Source organism: Microcoleus sp. S13C4, from assembly GCF_036700865.1.
Classification (GTDB): Bacteria; Cyanobacteriota; Cyanobacteriia; order Cyanobacteriales; family Microcoleaceae; genus Microcoleus.
On sequence record NZ_JAUBPS010000087.1, the window covers coordinates 1 to 23667 of the forward strand.

At 42.6% G+C, this 23667-nt stretch carries 16 protein-coding genes and 1 pseudogene; 16 read left to right on the forward strand and 1 reads right to left on the reverse strand.

Annotated elements, in window-relative coordinates; translation table 11 throughout:
• Positions 1–371 precede the first annotated feature (371 nt).
• From hepC to QT996_RS25075, 13 genes are all read left to right on the forward strand, one after another.
• The gene (hepC, locus tag QT996_RS25015; protein ID WP_333049872.1) at positions 372–1199 is read left to right on the forward strand and encodes a heterocyst development glycosyltransferase HepC; all 828 of its coding nucleotides are present in this window, start codon (positions 372–374) and stop codon (positions 1197–1199) included.
• A 213-nt stretch (positions 1200–1412) separates the two neighbouring features.
• The gene (gene hepA / locus QT996_RS25020) at positions 1413–3263 is read left to right on the forward strand and encodes a heterocyst formation ABC transporter subunit HepA (protein ID WP_333049874.1); all 1851 of its coding nucleotides are present in this window, start codon (positions 1413–1415) and stop codon (positions 3261–3263) included.
• A gap of 92 nt (positions 3264–3355) precedes the next feature.
• Positions 3356–4303 (forward strand): glycosyltransferase, encoded by a 948-nt coding sequence (locus QT996_RS25025; protein ID WP_333049875.1) that lies wholly within the window; start codon positions 3356–3358, stop codon positions 4301–4303.
• A gap of 31 nt (positions 4304–4334) precedes the next feature.
• Positions 4335–6467 carry an HAD hydrolase-like protein gene (locus QT996_RS25030; protein WP_333049876.1) on the forward strand — a complete coding sequence of 711 codons (2133 nt, stop codon included), beginning with the start codon at positions 4335–4337 and terminating at the stop codon, positions 6465–6467.
• Positions 6468–6511: 44 nt separating this feature from the next.
• On the forward strand, positions 6512–7771 hold the full coding sequence (locus QT996_RS25035; RefSeq protein ID WP_333049878.1) for an acyltransferase: 1260 nt from the start codon (positions 6512–6514) through the stop codon (positions 7769–7771).
• Between the two features lie 64 nt (positions 7772–7835).
• Positions 7836–8675, forward strand: coding sequence for a hypothetical protein (locus tag QT996_RS25040; RefSeq protein WP_333049880.1), 840 nt, complete (start codon positions 7836–7838; stop codon positions 8673–8675).
• 43 nt (positions 8676–8718) lie between these two features.
• Positions 8719–9843 carry a glycosyltransferase family 4 protein gene (locus tag QT996_RS25045; RefSeq protein WP_333049882.1) on the forward strand — a complete coding sequence of 375 codons (1125 nt, stop codon included), beginning with the start codon at positions 8719–8721 and terminating at the stop codon, positions 9841–9843.
• 66 nt (positions 9844–9909) lie between these two features.
• The gene (locus QT996_RS25050) at positions 9910–11055 is read left to right on the forward strand and encodes a glycosyltransferase family 4 protein (RefSeq protein WP_333049883.1); all 1146 of its coding nucleotides are present in this window, start codon (positions 9910–9912) and stop codon (positions 11053–11055) included.
• The gene (locus tag QT996_RS25055; protein WP_333049885.1) at positions 11052–12179 is read left to right on the forward strand and encodes a glycosyltransferase family 4 protein; all 1128 of its coding nucleotides are present in this window, start codon (positions 11052–11054) and stop codon (positions 12177–12179) included. Before QT996_RS25050 ends, QT996_RS25055 begins: the two co-directional genes overlap by 4 nt.
• Entirely contained in the window at positions 12173–13111 is a 939-nt protein-coding gene (locus tag QT996_RS25060; protein ID WP_333049887.1) for a glycosyltransferase, read from the forward strand. Before QT996_RS25055 ends, QT996_RS25060 begins: the two co-directional genes overlap by 7 nt.
• A 97-nt stretch (positions 13112–13208) precedes the next feature.
• Entirely contained in the window at positions 13209–14138 is a 930-nt protein-coding gene (locus tag QT996_RS25065; RefSeq protein ID WP_333049888.1) for a glycosyltransferase, read from the forward strand.
• A 41-nt stretch (positions 14139–14179) separates the two neighbouring features.
• Positions 14180–15589 carry an O-antigen ligase domain-containing protein gene (locus QT996_RS25070; protein ID WP_333049890.1) on the forward strand — a complete coding sequence of 470 codons (1410 nt, stop codon included), beginning with the start codon at positions 14180–14182 and terminating at the stop codon, positions 15587–15589.
• Positions 15590–15818: 229 nt separating this feature from the next.
• The gene (locus QT996_RS25075) at positions 15819–17006 is read left to right on the forward strand and encodes a glycosyltransferase family 4 protein (RefSeq protein WP_333049892.1); all 1188 of its coding nucleotides are present in this window, start codon (positions 15819–15821) and stop codon (positions 17004–17006) included.
• 90 nt (positions 17007–17096) lie between these two features.
• Here the strand turns inward: QT996_RS25075 and QT996_RS25080 are convergent, their stop codons facing one another.
• The gene (locus tag QT996_RS25080; protein ID WP_333049894.1) at positions 17097–19199 is read right to left on the reverse strand and encodes a hypothetical protein; all 2103 of its coding nucleotides are present in this window, start codon (positions 19197–19199) and stop codon (positions 17097–17099) included.
• Positions 19200–19400: 201 nt separating this feature from the next.
• Here QT996_RS25080 and QT996_RS25085 point away from each other — a divergent pair, with 201 nt between their 5' ends.
• The 3 genes and pseudogenes from QT996_RS25085 to QT996_RS25095 form a co-directional block, all read left to right on the forward strand.
• On the forward strand, positions 19401–20561 hold the full coding sequence (locus QT996_RS25085; protein ID WP_333049896.1) for a glycosyltransferase family 4 protein: 1161 nt from the start codon (positions 19401–19403) through the stop codon (positions 20559–20561).
• Positions 20562–20759: 198 nt separating this feature from the next.
• Positions 20760–21932, forward strand: coding sequence for a glycosyltransferase (locus QT996_RS25090; protein ID WP_333049898.1), 1173 nt, complete (start codon positions 20760–20762; stop codon positions 21930–21932).
• Positions 21933–22797: 865 nt separating this feature from the next.
• A pseudogene (locus QT996_RS25095) lies at positions 22798–23598 on the forward strand (ISAs1 family transposase); the annotation flags it as partial.
• Positions 23599–23667 lie beyond the last annotated feature (69 nt).

The following is a 23667-nucleotide window of genomic DNA, read 5'->3' on the forward strand; positions in this document are numbered from 1 at the left end:
TGAATCATATTTTACCATGCTGTGCCTAGATTGTGAACCTTCTTTTTTTCTATTACCCCGATTTATTGAGCGGATACCCCTATATCATACATTATGTAATTGGTCAAGAGACAAATCCTATGTTGTTGAAAAAAATATAAAACATCAAACTATTGTAAAACTTTATTAAAACTATCAGCATCAGTAAGTAATAGCAGTATCATGCAGTCAGATAGATGACTGTAGTTTTACCAACTCTTAACTTAGGATTAAGATGTGTTGCAACAGAAAAATAATTCTACTTAAGTAATCTGTGTAGGACAATTTTGAGTTATAAGTCATCTTGCCGACAGACAATAATTTAGTAACATTCGCGTCAGGTAATAAGAACCATGACTATTTCAGAAGTGTCCAATTTAAATATCTATTCTTCTGTAGAGCAACAGCATTCAAACAATTACTTACCTCACTGCATTCTGAAGTGGCGACAGGGACAGTTATTCGTCAGTCTCGGACAACAGACCAAACAGCCTTATATCTCGGCGTTTGAGACTGAGCAACAGCTAGTAGAATGCTTGAAACCATCTCCGGTACGGCTGGTTCGCCTCCATCCAAATCTCGGTGAGGCAACCCTGAAGCTCTGGGCAGATGCCTGCGAACAAGCTAACAAACCCGTGTTTATACGTGGGAGGATTCAAAAAACATTTCAAAAGCCAAGCCAACTTAGCCCCCAGCGCCAGCAATCGATTGACTCAATTGCCACCTTTTTTCTACTGGTATTTGTCAGCCCAGTTTTACTGGTGACAGCTATACTTATGTACTTTTATTCACCGGAGCCGATTTGCCCTAAGCAATGGTATATTGGCACAGGAGGCAAGTTGTTCCGGCTTGTGAAGTTTCCCACAAGATTAGCTAATCAGAATTCTGGTACTACACCTTTAATTCGTTGGATGTGTAAGTACAACCTGGATAAGTTACCACAGTTGTTGAATGTGCTACGGGGTGAGATTAGCTTAAGGGATTCATTCCATCCTTTGACTATATCTCAGGGAGTAGCGAGTGAGATTAGCTTGAGGAATTCATCCTGTCCTTTGACTATATCTGAGGTAATACCGATCGGCTCAGAATGTCAACAACCGGTCACATTATTGGAAATTGCACAAGCTCACATCCAGAAAAACAATTCAAATGAGGTTAGTTGGGTTGTAGATCAATACTGAATCTTCAATTTGCAAAGCTTCTGCGCTTTATCTAAAGTTTATGATAGAGGGGCTAACGCCATGCTCTTCTATTGTACTTATAAAAATCAAGATTTTCCGGGGTTTTTTGATTCTGTGTTTAGTGCTTATCTCATTCTGGGTCGGTAATTATTTCATGGTAATGAGCTTCCTAAATTACTTTCTTAACGCTTTTAGTTAACCTGCGTAATTCTTATGTTATCTAACTCATTGAATCCAATTAGTATTTATTTAAAAAAATCTAGGTTATGGCAGGATAATTACTTGATCTTGAGAGAATTTAAATATTTTCCCAAAATTGTAATTCTTGCTTTTGTATTTACATTTTTAGCGGCAACTTTTGAAGGGGTGGGAATTGGGTTTCTACTTTCTTTCATCCAAAATTTAACAAGCCCTAATGCAGAACCTATCCGAACAGGAATTGAATGGGTTGATATTTGGATTTTAGGCGCAAATACTTCAGCAAGTAGCCGCACAGTTCGCATTAGCATTCTGATTCTACTTAGCACTTGGATGCGTGCATCATTCAACTACTTATCTATTATTTATATAGAATTTTCTCAGATCAAATTATTAGATAGACTGCGTAGGCAAATATTTGAACAGCTTCAAGCTTTTAGCCTGGGATACTTTGCTAAAACTCAGTCAGGAGCACTCGTTAACACCATTACAACTGAACTAGAAAGAATCAAAAGTGCTTTTGGAGGAGTCGCCTTTGTAATGACGCGATGCTTGGTAGGGGTAGTTTATATGTCAACATTGCTGCTGATTTCATGGCAAATCACACTTCTGGCAATGATGTTATTCGGTCTCTTGGCAGCGGGGTTGTCCTCTCTGAATGTTAGGGTACGAGAAGTAAGTTTTGAAACTTCAGCAGCTAACAGTGATTTCACTTCAACGGCGGTTGAGTTCATCAATGGAGTTCGTACTATTCAAGCATTTGCGGCTCAAGATTTTGAGCGAAAACGCTTTTATAAAAGTAGTGGTCGTGTAAGTAAAAGCTTGATTAAGATAACTCGGCTGATGTCGTCAGTTAGACCTATATCAGAAAGTATTGCTACAGCAATTCTGGTCAGCCTGATTATTCTGGCCTTCAATGGCATCATTACCGGCAAGTCATTACCTGCTGCTTCATTGCTGACATTTTTCTTTGTATTGTTTCGTCTAGTACCAACATTACAGGATGTGAACGGAACGAGAGTTGTTCTGAGCGGATTACAAGGAGCTGCTGTTAATATTAAGGAACTATTGAGGACAGATAACAAGGAGTATTTTCCGAATGGGCATATTGAGTTTTCAGGTTTGAAAACGGCGATCGATTTAGTTTCTGTAGATTTCGGATATGAACCTCAGAATTTGGTACTCCATGATATTATCTTGACGATCGAACGGGGCAAGATGACCGCTTTGGTGGGAGGATCTGGTGCTGGAAAGACTACACTCGCTGATCTCATCCCACGATTTTACGATCCAACGCGGGGCACGATTTTGATTGATGGAGTTGATTTGAAAACGTATGAAATTAAGTCGCTGCGCCAAAAATTAGCAATTGTAAGCCAGGATACTTTTATTTTCAATGCTAATGTCCGTGACAACATTGCCTATGCTTTGGAAGGAGTGGAAGAGGCAGAGATTTTAGAAGCAGCCCGTCAAGCTTATGCTTTAGAGTTTATCCAGCAGCTACCGGAGGGATTCGACACCCAACTAGGCGATCGCGGTGTACGCTTATCAGGTGGTCAACGTCAAAGACTGGCGATCGCTCGTGCTCTGTTGCGCGATCCAGAAATCTTAATTTTGGACGAAGCTACTAGCGCTTTAGATTCCGTATCTGAGCGATTGATCCAGGAGTCGTTGGAAAAGCTGTCTGTAGGCAGGACTGTAATTGCGATCGCCCACCGACTTTCTACAATTGCTCGTGCCGATCAAGTAGTGGTACTTGAGGAGGGACGAATTGTAGAGCGAGGTAAATACCAAGAGTTGTTAGAACAACGCGGTAGACTCTGGAAGTATCACCAAATGCAAAATGAATCAGGGGCTTCCAGTTAAACTAACCTTTGTTTAAAATCAATTTCCACTAGGAACTGAGTGTTGGCGATCGCCAATAATAATCGAATCATATTATTAAAATAGGAGTTATTATGCCCAAAGTTTCAGTTATTATCCCAGCTTACAATGCAATGGCTTATCTTCCAGAGACGTTAGAAAGCGTTCTAAATCAGACCTTTACTGATTTAGAAGTTTTAATCATTAACGATGGAAGCCCTGATGGCATTGTAGAATGGGCTTCTGAAATCAAAGATTCAAGAGTAAAACTAATTTCTCAAGAAAATCAAGGTTTATCAGGAGCGCGAAACACGGGCATTTGGTCTTCTCAAGGTGAATATTTAGCATTTTTAGATGCTGATGATATTTGGGAAGCTAATAAGCTAGAAAAGCAAGTAGAGTATTTGGAAAAACATCTAGAGGTTGGTTTGGTAAGTTCTTGGATATCTAATGTCGATCGCAACGGAAATCTTATAGATATCTATGATTATTCTAAATCTGGAAGTGAGCTTAAAAAAGAACTATTTCGCTCTAATATCCTTTATTGTGGTAGTACTCCATTAGTCCGTCGCATTTGTTTTGAAAAAGTAGGCTTTTTTGAACGCAGCCTTAAATCTGCTGAGGACTGGGATATGTGGTTACGTATTGCTATGCACTTCTCAATTTTTGTGATCCAAGAACCACTTGTTCGATATCGTAGATATGCTAATAGTATGTCTACAAACTTCAGGTTAATGATTGAGGAACTTGATAAGGTGATGGAACGTTCGTTTCAATCAGTTCCAGAGGAATTTAAGAATGTAGAAAGAATTGGTTCTAGTCATCTGAGCATCCTGTATGCTTGGGGATACCTTATTAAGGATGATTTTCCTGAAGCTTTCTGGTTCGCCAAGCAGGCTTTCATTAGGAGACCAAAATTAATATTTTCTCTCTCTTATCTTCACCTAATCTTCTTGATTGCTGCCAAGCACTTTTTGAAGCCTCAAACTTATAAAGCCATCCATTCAATATTATTGCGTGGGAAACAAAGAGAAAAAATTTAACTTATTTGCAACTTCTATGAAACAACCGCACATGACTATTGAATCAACGAAGCAAGCACACCATCACTCATTTGATGTATTTGACACGGCTTTGACTCGTATCTGGGCTAAGCCAACGGATCTATTTTGGGAGTTAGGTAATCGCTTGAAGCAGGAAGACCTAATTACAATTTCCTCAGATATTTGGAGTCAGCTTAGGATTGAAGCTGAGTGTAAGGCAAGACAACTATCTACAACGAATGAAGTAACACTACAGGAAATTTATGCTCAATTAGCTGAGTCCTTGAACTGGACTGAGATAGATAGGGAGAAAGCAATACATTATGAAATTCAACTAGAACGTGCTAGCCTCCGTCCAGTTCCAGCTACTCAGCTCAAGATTCAAGAGTTACATCAGCAAAATAAATTGATCGCCTATCTCTCAGATATGTATCTACCCTCGGAGGCGATTCGAGGCTTTCTCGAAGATCATCAAATTTGGGAAGATGGTGATGTAATCCACGTTTCCAATGAAGTTGGACTTCATAAGGTATCTGGAGAACTATTTCAATATTATCTCACTCAACATCAAATCAAAGCCTCTCAGCTCATACACACTGGGGACAATCTCTATTCTGATATCAAAGTAGCGAAAAAATTAGGGATTCAAGTTCAGCCTTTTGTGCAAACACACCTAAATCGTTACGAACAAATCATTGCAGACAACGAACAATTGCCGATCCGATTTCGTTCTCTGCTAGCCGGTGCTAATCGCCTGTGTCGGTTGCACTGCCAAGAGACAGAATTGCATCGACGAATAATCTGGGATACAGCAGCTAATGTCATCGCCCCTGTATTTTTTGGGTTCGTTCATTGGGTGTTGGAAGAGGCGAAGAGTGAGGGGATTCAGAGGCTGTATTTCATGGCCAGAGATGGACAAATTCTCGGGAAAATTGCCAAAATTATTTGCCGCAAGTGGGGCTATGACATCGACTGCCAATACTTTTATGGTTCTAGGCAAGCTTTTCACTTTCCCTCTATTCAACAAATTGGTGAAACTGAACAGGAATGGCTTTTTGACAAGCCACCTTTCTTCTCAGTGCGGTTAGTGTGCGATCGCGTCAATATTCAACCAGAACAGATTGCTGATGCGCTGACACGTCATGGCTTTCCGATCGAGATTTGGGACAAAAATCTGACCGAACAGGAATTCACTTTGCTGAAAGCAGCATTTCAGGATCAAGAAATTATCGATCGGATTGTTGACTTGGCGGCCGTCTACAGAGAGAAAGCGATCGGCTACTTCAAACAAGCAGGTATTGGTGATGGAAAATCGTTTGCGATTGTCGATTCTGGTTGGACGGGTCGATCGCAACGCTCATTTAGTAAAATTTTGGCGATCGGCAATTTATATCCTCCAGGTGGAGTGGCTGGATTTTACTTTGGATTGGAAAGACGTATCACACCATTCTCAACCGATCGCTTAATACCTTATTTCTTAGATCCTGATGCAATCACCGAACGCCGTTCGCTTAGCAGTTCTCCGATTTTAGAGCTATTTCTGGCCGCGGATCATGGCAGCACCGTCAGATATGAGAAACAAGGCGATCGCTACATTCCGATATTGCGATCGGAGAAAAATGAAAGAGGTATTAAATGGGGAGTCTCAGTTCAGCAGCAAGCAATCCTAGATTTTACTGAGCGATTGACCGATCATTTGCAGCCTGAAGAATGTGAAGTAAAGTATTTTCATCAAATTACAGAAGACCTGCTGAGAACCTTTATCCACTCGCCGAACAAAAAGGAGGCCCAGGTTTTTGGTGACCAGCCCTTTTCAGATCAACAGTTAGAAAATAAGTTTCATGACCTTGCGCCTGCATACTCTCTAGTAGACGGCTTTAAAATGATATTTGACAAACACTATGTCAGTGATTTTGTCTGGCTACCAGGCTCGATTCAACGCAGCCCACCACTCACTAGAAGTGTCCTAGGATACATCAAAGGATTGCGAGACAGCTTGAATTATGCTCGCTCCGCCCAAGAGGCATACCTCGTAGGAAAGGAGCAGCTATCTTGGGATTTTGCTAAAAAAGCAGTACAATCTTGCCCTGTTATTTTGCTATCCCGCAGCTTCATTCGCAATAATGTTTCTCTCGTTATGCGATCTAAATTGTTTAGGAGGTGATGAATCACCAATTTTAATAAACCAAGAAAAACAATAGTTATGATATGAATAAGAATGTAGTAGGTGATTTAGATTTACGTGAATATTTTGTCCCACCTGATAGTAAAACACGTAGTAAAGCCTCCTATAATTATGCTTTAGAAGGATTACGTGGACTCGCTGCCATCTGGGTTGTTTATGCTCATGTTTTTGGCTTTAAATACGAACTTGACCCTGCTTATCATCCAACTTTCCCTTTTCAGCACTATTTTCATGCGGCTCATGGAGGCGTTTTAATCTTCTTTGTTCTCTCTGGCTATGTTATAGGTCTAACGAACCAAGCACCCTTCTCACGAGCCAATACCCTTCGTTACTTGCTACGGCGTTTCATCCGCTTATATCCAATCTATTTGCTCTGTATCATCCTGGCAGTGCTAGTATCACCGCATGATACGTGGAAAACAGTTCTTGGTAACTTATTTTTCTTGCAAGGGTCAGTCGCAGCTCTTCTGTCAGGAAACGGCGTTTTATGGACGCTGCATTATGAAGTAATTTATTACTTTGCTTTTCTAGGAATTTGGTATTTCCGTCCTAAGATTCTACCCCTTGTATGGAGTACGTTCATTGTGGCGTGTTTAGGTTGGTTTATTCCCTCGTTTCCACAACTTCTATCTGGCTATGCTGCGGGCTGGCTGTTTTGGTTATTTGGGCTGTGGCTAGCTTGGAACAGACAGGAAGTAGGAGATCCTCCAAAAGTTCCTTTGTTTACTTATTTACTTCTATTCATTGCTACGGATCGTTTGGGTACTGTGAAATTTATGCTCGATAGCTTAGGCTTGGCTCGTTCAACTTCTTCACAGATAAATCTTACCGATATTACTTATTTTCCCATCTGCGCTATTTTATTTGCCGCAGTTGCTAACAGTCCGTTTCCTGGATGGCGAGTTTTAAAGCTATGGGCTATAGGTGTCCCCTTAGCCCATAGCAGTTATTTACTAGCCATCGGTAACTTGTTTGAACCTATTACTTGGAGCATTGCTGTACATACAGTTTTAGCCGTTGCCTTAATAGGTTGGAGAATAGAGTCTAAGGCGAGCGCTGTTTTTGCTTTCATTGGAAGCATTTCCTATGGGATCTATGTTCTGCATATGCCTATGATGCATCTGGTTTTCAATTACTTCCCGTGGAGTGGTTCTCCCTGGAGTTTCACTCTACGTCTATTTGTCTGGGGGCTTCTAACCATCGGTCTTTCCTATTGGTTAGAACTAACGATTCAGCCAATTTTGAAACGTTGGTTTCAGAAATCGGTCTTGGCTCGAATTTAGTCAGTATATAAGCGGGCTAAGCTAATATTCATGTTGTAAATAGTTGTCATTTGGGTTTAAATTAATGGTGAATATTCCTTATCATGTTGCTAGAAATCAAGGACAACTGATGCGCTCCTTATATAAGTCATTGGTGCCACAAATTGCGAAAGTTCCTATTTCGCAAACTCAGAGTATTCCAATATCGGTTTACGCTCTCTCATGCGAGCGGGATCTACCAGAACAGGTAGCAAGTCTGCGCTCGTTCATCCGCCATGCTGGTATTCCAGAGCGTTTCACGATCATTTCTGATGGTAGCTATACCGAAAATAGTTGCAATTTACTCCGCCAAATTCATCCATGTGTTGAGGTATTGCCACTAGAAGAAATGAAGCGAACCGATCTGCCTCAATCTGTCTATGATTATGCCTCTCAGCATTCGATGGGCAGAAAATTATTGGCATTGATGTCAATTCCGATTAATCAGACAACGATTTATACTGACTCAGATATTCTGTTTTTTCCAGGAGTCAGCGATCTAGTTGAATTAGCCAGATCAGACAATACCTCTTCTCTATATCTACCCGATTGTGCTACTAAAATGGACGATCGGGTAATTTATGATGATCGGGAAAAATTAAATCCAGTCAACGGTGGATTTATTGTCTTCAAAAAACCGCTAGATTGGAGCTTTGCCGTTGAGCGATTGTCAAAAATTACAGAACTTAATCATTATTTTACCGAGCAAACTTTGGTGCATTTGACAATGCACTATAACCAGGCAAAGCCTCTCTGCTCGAAACGATATGTTCTAAGTGTTGAAGACCAGTTTATTTATCCAGATAAGTATGCTTGTAAAGAAATTGCACTTAGACATTACGTTAATGATGTCAGACATAAATTTTGGGCTAACGCCCTGTCTTAAGTGTTTAAAATGTTTCAAAATTAATATGATTCAAAACAACTTGATGCCTAAAGAAAAAACCATCCATTACTGTTCGTGCACCCTAGGATGTGGTGGAGGAATAGATACCTACGTTAAGTCTTTGTTGCAGGCTCAACTTCCCAACGTCAGCCCACAGGTAATTAGCTCGCTCAAAAATATCGATCAGAGTCAGTTCAAGTTACTTAATATTCAAGAGCAGGAGCTAGTATGGGATATTACTGGAGAATGTCCAGTTGTCTATACACTTCACAATCACTCTCCCTACTGTCCTAGTGGTACTAAGTATTTGTCAATGAGGGGGACTGCCTGCGATCGCGCTATGTCTACTCTCGGATGTACTTGGGGTCATCTAGTAGATGGCTGTGGTAGTAGACGACCTGAGAATATTATCCAAAATTTTCAAAATTCTTATCGAGAACTAGAGACACTTAAAAGACTGAGAATTCCTGTCATTGCCAATAGTGATTATGTTCGCGGACAGCTTATTAGACATGGTTTACCTCCTGAACAAACCGTAACATTGTACTGTGCTATTCCCATTCCTGAAACGAGTAGTGAACCATTAACTTTTGAAACGCATCAAAATTCTAGACTTCTGTTTGCAGGGCGTATTGTTCCAGAGAAAGGTCTTGACTGGCTGCTCAAAGCCTTAACACAAGTTGACCGACGAGTTCATCTTGATATTGCAGGTGAGGGTTGGAATCGACCTCAAATGGAACAGTTAGCGAAGAAACTGGGAGTGAGCGATCGCCTTACCTGGCATGGCTGGTGCGATCGCGAGAAAATGGATGCACTCTACCGACAGTCTTATGCTGTGGTCTTTCCTAGTCTTTGGCACGAACCTGCTGGTCTGGTCACGCTGGAAGCCTATGGTCGCCATCGACCTGTTATTGCTAGTTCATTAGGAGGGATTCCAGAATACATCCGCGATCGAAAAACAGGTATTCTTGTCCCTGCCAATGATCTCAAAAAGTTGGCTACTGCTATCAATGAATTGGCTGAAGATTATCAAAAAGCTCGCAGCTTTGGGGAAAATGGATATGCGTTGTTGCTGGAGCAATTTACGATTGAGACCCAGGTCAAGCAACTTCAAATTATCTACGAAAAAACTATTGATGACTTTCACTCTTCCAGAGTTCTCTCATAATTCTGCTCGTTCTCAGTCTAAATTAGGCCATAAATAAATCAGAAAATCCCTCACTTTAAAAAACTGATGAAAATTCTACTTACCATTCACCACGAACTAGATCCTAATGCAGGTGCTCCAGGAGTAACATGGAAACTCGGTCAGGAATATCAAAAACTGGGTCACGAAGTAGAGTATTACTCTTTTGATAACCTGCCACACAAATTGCCGGGAATGCTAGAGTCAATGATGTTTCCTGAATTTCTGGCTAGTCACATATCGGCACTCTCCCAAAAAGGAGCCGTGGATGTTGTAGATGCTTCGACTGGTGATGCCTGGGTGTGGGCAAAATTGCCCCGTAGCTCAAATAGTCCGGTTTTAGTGACACGGAGTCACGGTCTTGAGCACGTGATGCACCTGGAAAACTTAGAAGAGGCTCGCGTTGGCAACTTGAATTTGAGTTGGAAATATCCGCTTTATCATGGAGGTTTTCGACTCTGGGAGGTTGCTAATTCTCTGCGAGATGCAGATTTGAGCTTATTCTGTAATAGTTATGATTCAAAGTATGCGGTTGAAAAATTAGGGGTTGATCCTGGACGGACTGGTGTTTTTGTCAATGGAATTCCAGAGTTTTTTCTCAATCTCGACTTTGAGCCAACGCCAGAAGCCGAAGATTCAGTTATTCGCATCGCTTTAGTGGCAACTTATATCCCTCGTAAAGGGATTTATTATGGTGTTCCTGCATTAAATAAAATTCTTGCTCGCTATCCTAAAGTAGAGGTGAGCTTTCTGGGGACGTGCTGTCCTGAAGCGCAAGTTTATGCGGATTTTGAGCCATCTCTACACGATCGCATCCGAGTTGTGCCACGCTACCAATACGAAACTCTGCCCCAACTTTTGCGCGGACATCATATCAACCTTTTTCCCACCCTCTCGGAAGGGTTTAGCGTCGCCCTTCTTAATGCTATAGCTTGTGGTTTAGCCCCTGTAACCACTACAACGCCAGGGCCGATAGAAGTTGTGCGTGATGGAGATAATGGGATTTTAGTCCGGCCCCGTGACACTGTGGCGATCGAGCAAGCTTTGGAGCGCTTAATTAAAGACCGCCCCTACCTGGAAAAATTGCGCCGTAATGCTTATGCTACGGCACAAAAGTACGGTTGGGAGAGGATTGCCCGCGATAATCTGACTTTGTACGAAACGGCTTTGTCTCAGAAAAGAGGTACGAAATGAAGCTGTGTATTGTTACTCATAAAGTTGCGATCGGTGATGGTCAAGGTCGGGTCAACTATGAAGTTGCCTGGGAAGCCATTCGTCGTGGTTATCATGTTACATTGTTAGCAAGTAGCGTGGATTTGGCACTGGAAAAACACAGTCAGGTCGATTGGCTTCCTATTTCAATCAAAGGATATCCATTACAACTTGTTCGCGAAATGGCTTTCTCTACTAAAACTGCTTGGTGGTTAAATAAGCACCACAAAGAATTTGATGTGATTAAACTCAATGGTGCAATTACTTCTGCTAGGGGAGATGTGAATGCAGTACATTTTGTTCATAACTCCTGGTTCCGAGCGCCGATCAATCTTTCAACACAAAATCTGGGCTTGCGTGGCATTTATCAGCGGTTTTATACTGCCTTAAATGCTGATTGGGAGAAAAAAGCTTTCGCTCGCGCAAAAGTCGTAGTAGCGGTTTCTGAGAAGGTCGCCCAAGAATTAGTGGCGATCGGTGTTCCACGCGATCGCATTCGAGTGATCTTAAATGGCATTGATTTACAAGAGTTTGCGCCTGGGATTGTCGATCGGCAAAAATGGGGTTTGCCAGAGGAAGTGCCTCTGGCGCTATTTGCTGGAGATATCCGTACACCTCGGAAAAACTTAGATACAGTCCTCCATTCCTTAGTGCAAGTTCCTCAATTGCACCTCGCAGTTGTGGGTGGAACCGCCGGTAGTCCATATCCTGAGTTAGCGCGATCGCTAAACTTAGAAAAGCGGGTGCATTTTCTGGGATTTCGGCAAGATGTCCCCGACTTGATGAAAGCAGCAGATTTTTTAGTCTTTCCGTCCCGTTATGAACCTTTTGGTTTGGTGGTACTGGAAGCAATGGCGACAGGAATACCAGTTGTTACCGCTGCTACAACAGGGGCGGCCCAGTTGGTGACAGCAGACTGTGGGTTAGTTTTGCCAGACTCAGACGATACAGAGGCTTTAGCTGAAGCATTGAATCAATTAGTTAAATGCGATCGGCAACAAAGACAACAAATGGGTCAAGTAGCCAGAACTATAGCAGAACAGCATAGTTGGGCTAATATGGCACGTAATTATGTAAATTTATTTGAGGATCTCCAGCCGTGCTAAAGATTTCAGTTATCGTACCTACTTACCATCGCCCCAAAGATTTGGAACGCTGTTTAGAAGCACTAAAAAAGCAAAATCGCCAGCCAGATGAAGTCTTCGTAACGATTCGCGAGGCGGATTCTGAAACTTGGGAACTCCTGGCATCCTTCAATCATCAACCTTTGCCATTACACCTGATCAAAATGGATGCTTCAGTAGCGATTGGAGCATTAGCTGCTATGAATTTAGCGATTGATGCCGCTTCAGGGGATATCCTCGTCTTTACCGATGATGATTCCGCACCTCACACTGACTGGCTAGAACGTATCGAAACTCACTTTCTATCAGATAGTAATATCGGTGGTGTAGGAGGACGGGATTGGGTGTATCACGGCACTCTCTTAGAAGACGGGAAACGCGAAGTAGTAGGAAAGGTGCTGTGGTTTGGACAAGTCATCGGTGAACATCATTTAGGCTTTGGAGAAGCCCGTGAGGTAGATTTGCTAAAGGGTGTAAACATGAGTTTTCGGCGGACTGCGATGGCAGGAATGCACTTCGATCGCCGGATGCGAGGTAATGGAGCCGCACCACACTTTGAACTAGCATTTAGTCTGGCATTGAAACGAGCAGGCTGGAAACTAATCTATGATCCAAAAATAGCAGTAGATCACTTTCCCGGACAACGTTTTGACGAAGATCAACGCAATAGATTCAATGATATTGCCTTCTTCAATTCTGTACACAATGAAACTTTAATTTTGTTAGAAAACCTACCATTGATTCGACGTAATATATTTATATTTTGGGCAATCTTGGTGGGAACCAGAGAGGCTCCTGGTTTCTTACAATGGTTACGATTTATACCTAAAGAAGGGAGCTTAGCAGGAGAGAAATTACGAGCATCTCTACGTGGACGTCGGGAGGCTTGGAAGACATGGCAAGAGTCAAAATAAAGATGTTGTTATATCTAGTTCTCAAACCTAAGACATAGTTAGTATGACATCCAATTCTCTATACTGATGGTGTGAATTTATGTGAGAAAATCCAGTTATGTTGACGATCTCAGTTGTCATACCTACTTACCGGCGTCCGAAAGACTTAGCCCGCTGCTTATACGCACTCAAAAAGCAAAAAGTTCCTACCTATGAAGTCTTAGTTGTAGTTCGGGATACTGATACGGAGACTTGGACATTTTTGCAAACATTTAACCCCGAATTATTGCCAATGCGAACTGTCACAGTCAACGTATCTGGTGTAGTAGCGGCAATGAATGCAGGAATGGATGCCACTTCTGGGGATATCATCGCCTTTACCGATGATGATGCAGCACCTCATACCGATTGGCTAGAACGTATCGAGGCTCACTTTTTATCAGATAGCAATATCGGTGGTGTAGGGGGGCGGGATTGGGTGTATCACGGCACCCGTTTAGAAGAGGGGGAACGCCAGGTGGTAGGACAGGTACAGTGGTTTGGACGAGTCATCGGTGAACATCACTTAGGGGTTGGAGAACCCCATGAGGTAGATGTCCTGAAGGGTGTAAACATGAGTTTTCGGCGAAGTGCGATCGCCGAAATGCACTTCGATCGCCGGATGCGAGGTAATGGAGCCCAACTACACTTTGAACTAGCATTTGGTCTGGCATTGAAACGAGCAGGCTGGAAACTAATCTACGATCCAAAAATAGCGGTAGATCACTTTCCCGGACAACGTTTTGACGAAGATCAACGCAATCAATTCAATAACCTTGCCTTCTTCAATGCTGTACACAATGAAACTTTAGTTTTGTTAGAAAACCTACCATTGATTCGACGTACTGTATTTGTATTCTGGGCAATTTTGGTGGGAACGCGGGATGCCCCTGGTTTTGTACAATCGTTACGATTCCTACCTAAAGAAGGCAGCTTAGCAGGACAGAAATTACGAGCATCTCTACGTGGACGTCGGGAGGCTTGGAATACATGGCAACAGTCCAAATAAAGATGTTATATCTAGTTCTCAAACCTAAAACCTAGTTGGTAATGAGTCAAATACAGGGAATTCCGAATAACTCTCGAAAACAAGGCTTCTCTCTGACACTACAACCGCAGGCAGCTTGGATGGCAATCCTGGGACTATTACTGATTATTACCCTATGCCTTGTAGCCGGTCTTGGTAAGGTTCTAAATATCATCTTTCCTGCGGGTTGTCTTGGTGTCGGCCTCTTCCTATATTTACGGTATCCCATCCTCTATATAGGTTTCACTTGGTGGGTGTTTTTCCTCACACCCTTTATTCGTCGTGTGTCAGATTTTCGGAGCGGTTTTACCGAGCCCAGTCCCATATTGTTAGCCCCTCCACTGGTGGCAACGATCACCATTGTAACTTTCTATCGCAACTTTCCCAAAGCACATGAACAAGGTGGGTTATCTTTTGTCCTATCTGCAATGGGTGTTTTCTATGGTTTTCTAGTTGGTATGATTAATGGCTCACCTGTTCCGGCGATCATCTCTCTTATGGGTTGGGTAAGTCCCATTCTGTTTGGTTTTCACTTATTTATAAACTGGCGAGATTACCCCAGCTATCGCAACAACATTCAGCGCACTTTTCTCTGGGGTGTATTAGTCACAGCATCCTATGGCGTCTATCAATACTTAGTTGCACCTGAGTGGGATTGTTTCTGGCTGATAGAGACCAAACTATTTACCAGTATGGGAAACCCAGAACCCCTTGGACTTCGAGTGTGGAGTACCATGAATGCGCCCTTACAGTTTGGAGTAGTGATGCTAGGAGGGAATATTTTACTATTTATTGGTCAAGGCAATTTGCGTATTCCTGGTTTAATAGTTGGCATTTTGTCTGTCCTGCTCACATCGGTACGCACAGTTTGGCTAGGCTTGATAGTAGCTTTAATTACCCTACTTGTTTCTCTCAAAGGGGGTGTTCAGATTCGTTTAATTGCTTTTATCCTGATTATCTTCGTATGTATTGTACCATTGTCAACAGTTGAGCCATTTTCCAAAGTCATTCAGTCTCGTGTCAGCAGTTTGTCTAATGTTCAAGATGATCAGAGCGCAAAGGATAGAACAAACCTCTATGGCCTCGTACTAAATCAGGCGCTGAGTGAGGTTATTGGTAAGGGAAATGGAACTCTTCAGCCGATTGACAGTGGAATTATCGAACTACTTCTCACCTTGGGCTGGATGGGAGCCATTCCCTATATAAGTGGGCTACTCCTAAGTTTTTACACTCTGTTCCAAGCCTCTAAATCTAGGTCCGATCCGTTTGCCAGTGCAGCTCGTGCTATTGTTGTTGGGTTCCTGCCGATGCTAGCTGGCTCAAATGTGATCATTAGTCTCCCGGGCATGGTTTTCTGGGGATTTTTGGGTCTAAGCCTGGCAGCTAATAAGCACTACCAGCATCAACGGATTGCAGGCTTCAAATCAGGTTGATGCTTTGAGTTTCAGGGCTAACAACAGTTAGCTAAAAACTAGAAAAATCTAGACAATACTCATTCATTTCACTGTGATTAGAGAAAATAAAGCCCAAAAATTGTCGTTTCTTCTGGAATGTAGTAAAATTTAGGAGGAATGTTTGTAACACTTTTGCCAACAGCATGAGTCGTTAGTCAAAAAAAAAATCCGTGTCAAGGGTAAAAGTTTGTGAGGTAAATAACAGAAAATGGAAAAACAAAAAACAGTAGGGTTTCTCTTAAAGCGTGTCGATTGTAATGACGGTGTTGCCTCTCATTGTGAGACTCTGATTCGTGGTTTCAAAACGGTTGGGTGGAGGGTCGTCCTGATTACCGGACCAGTGAATTACGATGCAGGCTCTGAAGATAGTTTTCAAGCACTCAAAGACTTATCAGAAGACTGGATCGTATTTGAGGATATGAAACCTTTTCTTCCAACTTGGGCTAATATTCGTCGGATTAAGGAGATAGTCAATAAATACGAAATTTCCCTATTTCACGCACATGGATACTCGATGTTACTGCTGGCGCGTATCCTCAAAATTTTCACTGGGTTAGAGTGTGTTGCTACCTTTCATTTATTAATCCAAGATGAAAATTCAACATTCATAAAATCTGTATTGCGGCCGAAAATCAGAAAATACCAGATATACTTGAGAACGTTTGCACCAAAAGCTTTTATTGCCTACTCTTCAGAGATTGAAAGATTTTTGCTCCAAGATTTGGGGTTTCATAAAAACAAGGTTCGCAAGATATTAGCTGGCACTGATACAAACTATTTTCGTCTTCCTAGCTCTGAAGATCGACAAAAAGCACGGGAGAAGTTCGGATTTGAGGAAAAAGACCTGGTATGTACTCTCGTAGGAAGACTCAATTGGATTAAGGGACATGATGTTTTGATCGACGCAGTTAGGCAAATGAGAAAGGAATTTCCCGAAATGGTTTTGAAGTGTTTATTTGCGGGTTCTGGGGATCGGGAACAGGAGATTAAGGAATATGCCTTTGTCAGTGAAGATGATTCGCATTCTTTTATTTTTGCGGGCTATCTAAATGATATGCGAGAAGTGTATTGGACATCGGATATTTTTGTTCTACCCAGCCGCTTAGAAGGGTGTGCTTTAGTGGTGGCGGAAGCGATGTGCTGTGGGACAGTTCCTATCCGCACACCAGCAGGAGGAGCTCTGGATCAGATTGAGGAAGGAAAAACAGGTTATATCGTTCCCTTCGATGATGCAGAGGCTTTATCAAAGGCTATCCAAAAGCTTGCGAACAAGGATTTTCGCTTGCAGATGGGTCAACAATGTGCGGAGTATGCTTCCTCAGTGTTCGATCGGGAACTGATGGTTAAGAGAACGGTGGAATTGTATTGCGAGTGCTCTGGTATGGAAACAAAATAAAGTTTGAAAGCTTGAGTTGGTTGAAATTTGGGTGATATCTAGACTGAGATTTTGTAATATAATTGGCTCATTTCCCAAGCCTTACTTTCATCATCTCTGTCCGAATCGATACATAATCACCTTGGCTTTTGCATCTTCCTCTACAAATACCAGATACTCACCATTTGTTCTCCGATAAGCTCGTAATGCGTAGGGAATATCAATCCAGCCAGTCTCCTTACCAACCTCTGAGCCGGGGCTTAGTTTGGCTACAAATACTCCCGTCCCGGTAGCGTATACATATACCTCAGCTTTTCTAGAATCAACGGCAAATACTTGATCGCCTTCCACATCCATTGCCTTAATAATGAGCATGGGATTGGCTTTCGGATCGTAGGGAAGAGTTATGCGCCAGCGCAGTGTTTTATTCCTTGTCCAGCTGTCGTAGCGCACAATCTCTGTGCCGACTATCCCCCATTCCTCACCTGTATGCGGGCGATCGACTGTATAGCCTCCTAGATACATGACATCTGTATCAGGAAAATATTTGACTCTTAAGAGCTTGTTAAACGGTGCTGGCATGGGTATAACTTCGGAAGCGGCGCTAGTATAAATTGGACTACCATGAGTATCCAATCCTTGATAGTGATAATGTGTGATGTAGCCAGCTTCACTAGCTTGCCAAACATCCCCTTTGCTATCAACTTCCCAGCCCCAAATCGAATCATCTTCTGCACCTAGACTTTCATATTCATCGCTTTGCATAGAGCCATCCCCGTTCTTGTCGTGCCATAGCCAACTTCCTGCTGCTGGCTGATTAGCCGGCCACTTAGAATGCTTGCGAGAGAAGATGGCGCTGGGAACCGCGATCTCTCCATCAAAACGGTAAATGGCGAGATGATCGGCAAACATTCCGGTGAGATAAAGAAAACGCTTTCCCTCAATGCGACGCACGAAGACCGAGGTAGTCCCATGTACTGTTTCTTGTAGCCGCAGATCGTCTGGATACCGAAATTTATCTACGGTATATCCCTTATAACTCCATTCCTGACCATTGCTTTTGCTATAGTCTATGACAAAGTGTTCCTGCTTGGTAAACACGTCCACTCCATCAGTCCCAGGATCGGCATCGGCATTATCTACAAATTGCAAGCCCAGCAATCTCCACTCCCTTGATCCGCTTGCATTAAACTTCCTCAAGTCCGTTCCTGACCGATTAAAACCATCAAGACTCACATAAATATTTCCGCTTGCGTCCGTACCCACCCCCGTCAAACCTCCGAGTTTGAGATCTCCAACTTCTCCGGGTGTTCCTGAGTAGATCCCCCTCTCACGGCCCAAAGTCCCAACCAACGTGGGTGTACTTGTGATGTTGTAGATCAGCACTTGTTGACGGGGGCCATTTTCCGCAACCAACAGTCTGCCTTGATTATCAATGGCTAGGGCTGTAGGGTCTACAACATCCGTAATTTTCTTGGACAATAAAGTTCCTGTCTTAGAATAGTGCAGTATCTTGGGAGCATTACTAGCATTTTTCTCTTGCAGAATCCATAGGTTACTTTGATTATCTACAGCTATTTGTTTGGGGCGATCGACTGGCCAACTGCGTAGCTCTGCCAGGGTTTCGCTATCATAGACGCGGATGCGGTTGGTGCTACTATCACTGACATAAAGCTCGCGGCCAGCGTTAGCTAATCCAGTTACTTGACCGGAGGTGCTAACAATTAACATACTTTGATCGTAGCCGCGCCCACCTGCAAAGGGAGCCGGTTCTCCCGATAAGTTGTAGCGTCTCACACAATACCAGTTTGTTTGAGAGGGGGGATAATCTTGAAGGACTGTCCTGTCTATTGCCCCCTGTGTCATGGCGATATAAAGGTATTTACTATTTGCCGTGACTGCTTCTCCTCCTGTTCTTCCCCATCCATGAAGATTACTAGCTTTGCCGATCGCATCTCCATCTTTATAAATTCCTGCCTCTCTACCCGCTTCATCCCACACGCTATTGGTATAAACCGTTCCGTCGTTCCCCACGTACATGGCAGCGATTTGAATTTGTACCCACTTACTGCCACCGCCAAAGGTGTTACCGATCCAAGATGTTTTGTAGGAGATATTGGGTAAAGGGTTTGAAGTTACAGACAGTGCAGCTACAGACAGTGCAGTTATAGTAGAGATTATGACTCCTGGGATCGCCTTGGCTCGGAAACTCATCCTGCAATGTTGGGGAGCGTTCTCAATCGGCTTAAAATTATTGAGGAAATGAGTCCTTGTTTGGATGAATAACTGCTGTTTTTGCCATAATTTGTTTAGTAGCAACAAAAATCGATTCTTCATAATCTCACTGAGCAATATACAGCTATAATCAGGATGTCTCAGTTATTGTAAATTTAATGTATATTTGTAAACAACCAAGTGGAAAACTATAAAACTAACCCTGCTGCTACAGCAAACATTCTTGGCGTCGGGATCGGATGGTTTCCGAAAACACCGGGAGGGCTGGATCGATATGTATACGAGCTGACACATCAGCTAGCAGCCAGTCAAGATAGAGTTGAGTTGTGTGGAGTTGGTCTACCAGAAACTCAGTTAAACTCTGGCGTAAAACTAACTAATTTAGCAGAACCAGATATTCGACTCTGGGAACGGCTTTGGCTGATTCGCTCCAATTTTGAGCGGCGAAAATCTGCAAAACCGGATGCAATTAATCTGCATTTTGCACTATATAGTTTTCCGCTTTTGCAAGTTTTACCTAAAGGGGTTCCTGTTACCTTTTCCTTTCACGGGCCTTGGGCTTTGGAAAGTAAGCAGGAGGGTTCTGGTAAACTGAGTGTTTTTTTGAGGCATTGGGTCGAAGACAGAGTTTATCATCGGTGCGATCGATTTATCGTCCTGAGCAAAGCATTTGGTGATATTTTACATCAAGAATATCAAATTCCTTGGAGCAAAATTCACGTAATTCCCGGCGGTGTCGATCTTTGGCGATTTCAACTCAACCGATCGCGCCCTGAAGCCCGCACGCAGATCGACTGGCCCCAAAATCGCCCCATTCTCTTTACAGCGCGTCGCTTAGTGCATCGAGTTGGACTGGATAAGCTGTTGATGGCGATCGCGATGATTAAACCTCAAATTCCTGATATCTGGTTGGCGATCGCTGGCAAAGGGCCATTACAAGCGGTTCTTCAGCAACAAGCAACAGATTTGGGACTCAATGACAACGTTAAATTTCTAGGCTTTTTGCCAGATGACCAACTGCCTATAGCTTACCAAGCCGCCGACCTAAGTGTGATGCCGAGTCAATCTTTAGAAGGGTTTGGATTAGCTGTGCTAGAATCTCTCGCCTGTGGTACTCCAGCGCTATGTACTCCCGTAGGTGGAATGCCAGAAATTTTAGAGCCGTTTTCACCCAATTTGATTGCTGCTTCTACAGAGGCAACAGCGATTGCTGAGCGATTGGAAGCACTGCTAATGGGAAAAGTACCGATGCCTTCTAGAGAGGCGTGTCAGGAATACGCTGCTAAGAATTTCGATTGGCAAAAAATCGCGCCAAAAGTTAGAAAGGTGCTGTTAGCCTGAGGCTCAAAACAATTAGAATATATGGCAGCTCGATTACCCAATATGGTAGGGGCGGGCGATGCCCTGCCCTTCGACTTCGCTCAGGAACCGCGTAGCCGAAGGGTTCACTAACAATACTCGCCAATAATTGACAATCTTAAAAACCCGCCCTGACTGACTATGTTAGGGTCAATCAATCGAACCGGATATAAGTCCTGTATGAAAAAAAAAATTAGATCAAAACAACAAATGAAAATACTATTTCTTGACCAGAGCGGAAAGCCTGGTGGTGCCGAACTTTGCCTAATAGATATTGCCAAACCCTATCGAGATAGCTGTCTAGTTGGCTTATTTGTAGATGGTGCTTTCCGGCAATTACTAGAGCAACAGCAAATTCCTGTTGAAGTGTTAGCGACAATCGCGATAAAAGTGCGTAAAGAAAGCAGCTTGATACAGAGTTTAAGTAGTGTTACCGCGCTACTGCCTTTGATTGCTAAAGTTGTTCAAAAAGCTCGTGAATACGACTTGATATACGCCAACACGCAAAAAGCTCTAGTTGTTGGTGCATTAGCTAGCTTTTTTAGTCGTCGCCCTCTAGTGTATCATTTGCATGACATTTTATCTACAGACCATTTCAGCCCAACCAACTTAAAAGTAGCTGTAACTTTGGCTAATCGCTTTGCATCATTGGTGATTGCTAACTCCAAAGCAAGTCAGGCTGCTTTCCTAGAAGCTGGAGGAAGATCGGACATAATCGATGTCGTCTACAATGGCTTTGAGCCTGAAGTCTATCAGAGCGAGCGCTCTAAAATTAGCCACCTTAAGACACAACTAGAACTTGATGGGCAATTTATAGTAGGTCATTTCAGTCGATTGTCACCTTGGAAAGGTCAACATATTTTAATTGAAGCACTTACTTACTGTCCAAAAAATGTAACAGCTATATTAGTGGGTGATGCCCTCTTTGGCGAGCAGGATTATGTCCAGCAATTACATAAACAAGTGGCAGAATTAGGACTTGAAGATCGAGTTAAGTTTTTAGGATTTCGTTCAGATATTCCGCAGTTGATGGCAATTTGTGATTTAGTTGCACATACCTCAACCGCACCCGAACCTTTTGGCAGAGTTATTGTCGAGGCGATGCTGTGTGGTAGACCTATAGTTGCTGCTCAATCTGGAGGTGCTATTGAATTAATAGAGCCTGGGATCAATGGCTTTTTGGTTCCTCTCGGCAAGCCACATCAACTCGCAGAAGTTATTAATACCTGTCATAACCAGCCTGAGTCTACGATCGCGATCGCCCAATCGGCCTACGAGATGGCTAGTCGGCGTTTTCACCAGACCAATATCGATCGCCAGATTGCAGATTTGCTAGCCAGAACTTTTACCTGAATTGTCCCAATATCTTATGAGTTATATCCAATTTATACAAAATTCAAGTAACCTCCTCTTCGCTAGGTTTTTACGAATTTATAAGTGCGACATTTTGCCCAGTTTCACTCTATCGCATCGCAGGATAGGTGTAGGAGACCGCACTCATAATCACTCCAGACCGCAATCAGAGTTTTTTTGAGACCCAATTAAATGCAATTGAAGCCAAATTTCAGACCAGATTAAATGCAAATGAGACCAAATTAAATGCAACCAGACCGCAATCATGCAAACGAGACCAGGTTAAATGCAACCAACCAAAATTCAGCCGAGAGCTAAAAAGCTGAGGCTCCTTAATAATTGCTTGATCCACCCTTTACAAATCAAACATCATATCGGCTCCATCTAAATTCCCCTCAGAAACTGCTGCAAAAACGACCGTTTTTGCAACACCCGCTCCAACCAACCAGAAACCAGGGCTGTTTCATTCTAGTTGAGTAGTTGTAGGAGACCGCAATCATAATTACTCCAGACCGCAATCAGGATTTTTTCGAGACCACATTACAGCGTATTCCAGGTGGTAGTGATAAATATGTAGGGCTTGCTGAATAATCGATCGCATATTAATAACAAGAGTGATCGATATATTCAAGCCGAGTAAAACATGAGTTTTTCCTGCCTCAATGTGAGGGAAGTATAAGCGCCGATTATGTTAAAGTCAAAAACAGGCATTGTTTTCCCAGAACGGCATAAAAACACACAAAAAACCCGGCGCCACCAGGTAGAAAGGCAGGGCAAACGCATCTAAATTTTATGTTAACAGAATATGGTATATTGGAGCAGAATTATTGAGTATCCAAAAAATATTCAATTAGAGCTTACCATTATGAAACTCAAACCTAAAATCACCATTGCCGACCATTTTTCCGACTTAGAAGATCCCAGAATTGAGCGAACGAAGCATCATCAATTAATTGATATTATCACCCTCTCAATTTGTGCCGTGATTTGCGGTGCTGATACATGGGTGGATATCGAAAGTTACGGGCGTGCTAAATACGAATGGTTAAAGACAATTTTAGAATTGCCGAATGGCATCCCTTCGCATGACACAATTGCGCGAGTATTTTCTCGCCTCCAACCTGAGCAATTTCAGAAATGTTTTTTGAGTGGGATTCAATCTATTAGCTGCTTCAATCCCGGAGAAGTAATCGCAATTGATGGCAAAACTCTTCGCCATTCTTACGATCGGGGAGGAGACAAAAAAGCGATTCATATGGTCAGTGCTTGGGCGACCAGTCAAAGATTAGTTTTAGGACAAGTTAAGGTTAATAAAAAGTCTAATGAAATCACAGCTATTCCGGCTTTACTCAAAGTATTAGAATTGAATGGAAGCATTGTCAGCATCGATGCTATGGGCTGTCAGAGGTCAATTGTGAAGTCAATTGTCGAACAAGGAGGAGATTACGTAATCACCTTAAAAAAGAACCAACCATCCCTGTATGCCAGAGTATAAGAGTTGTTTAAACAAGCAATTATACAAGGATTTTCGGGATTTACACATACAGCTCATTCGACGAAGAAAGAGAATAATCACGGTCGCTCAGAAATCAGACATTACTTAATGTTAAGTGACATCACAAAGCTGATAGATCCCGACAATCAATGGGAGAAGCTTCATAAGCTGTTGTGCCTTTAAATAGGGTATAATAAAAAATGAGTTTAGTCAATCTCTACAAAAATGCCAGCTAAAAAC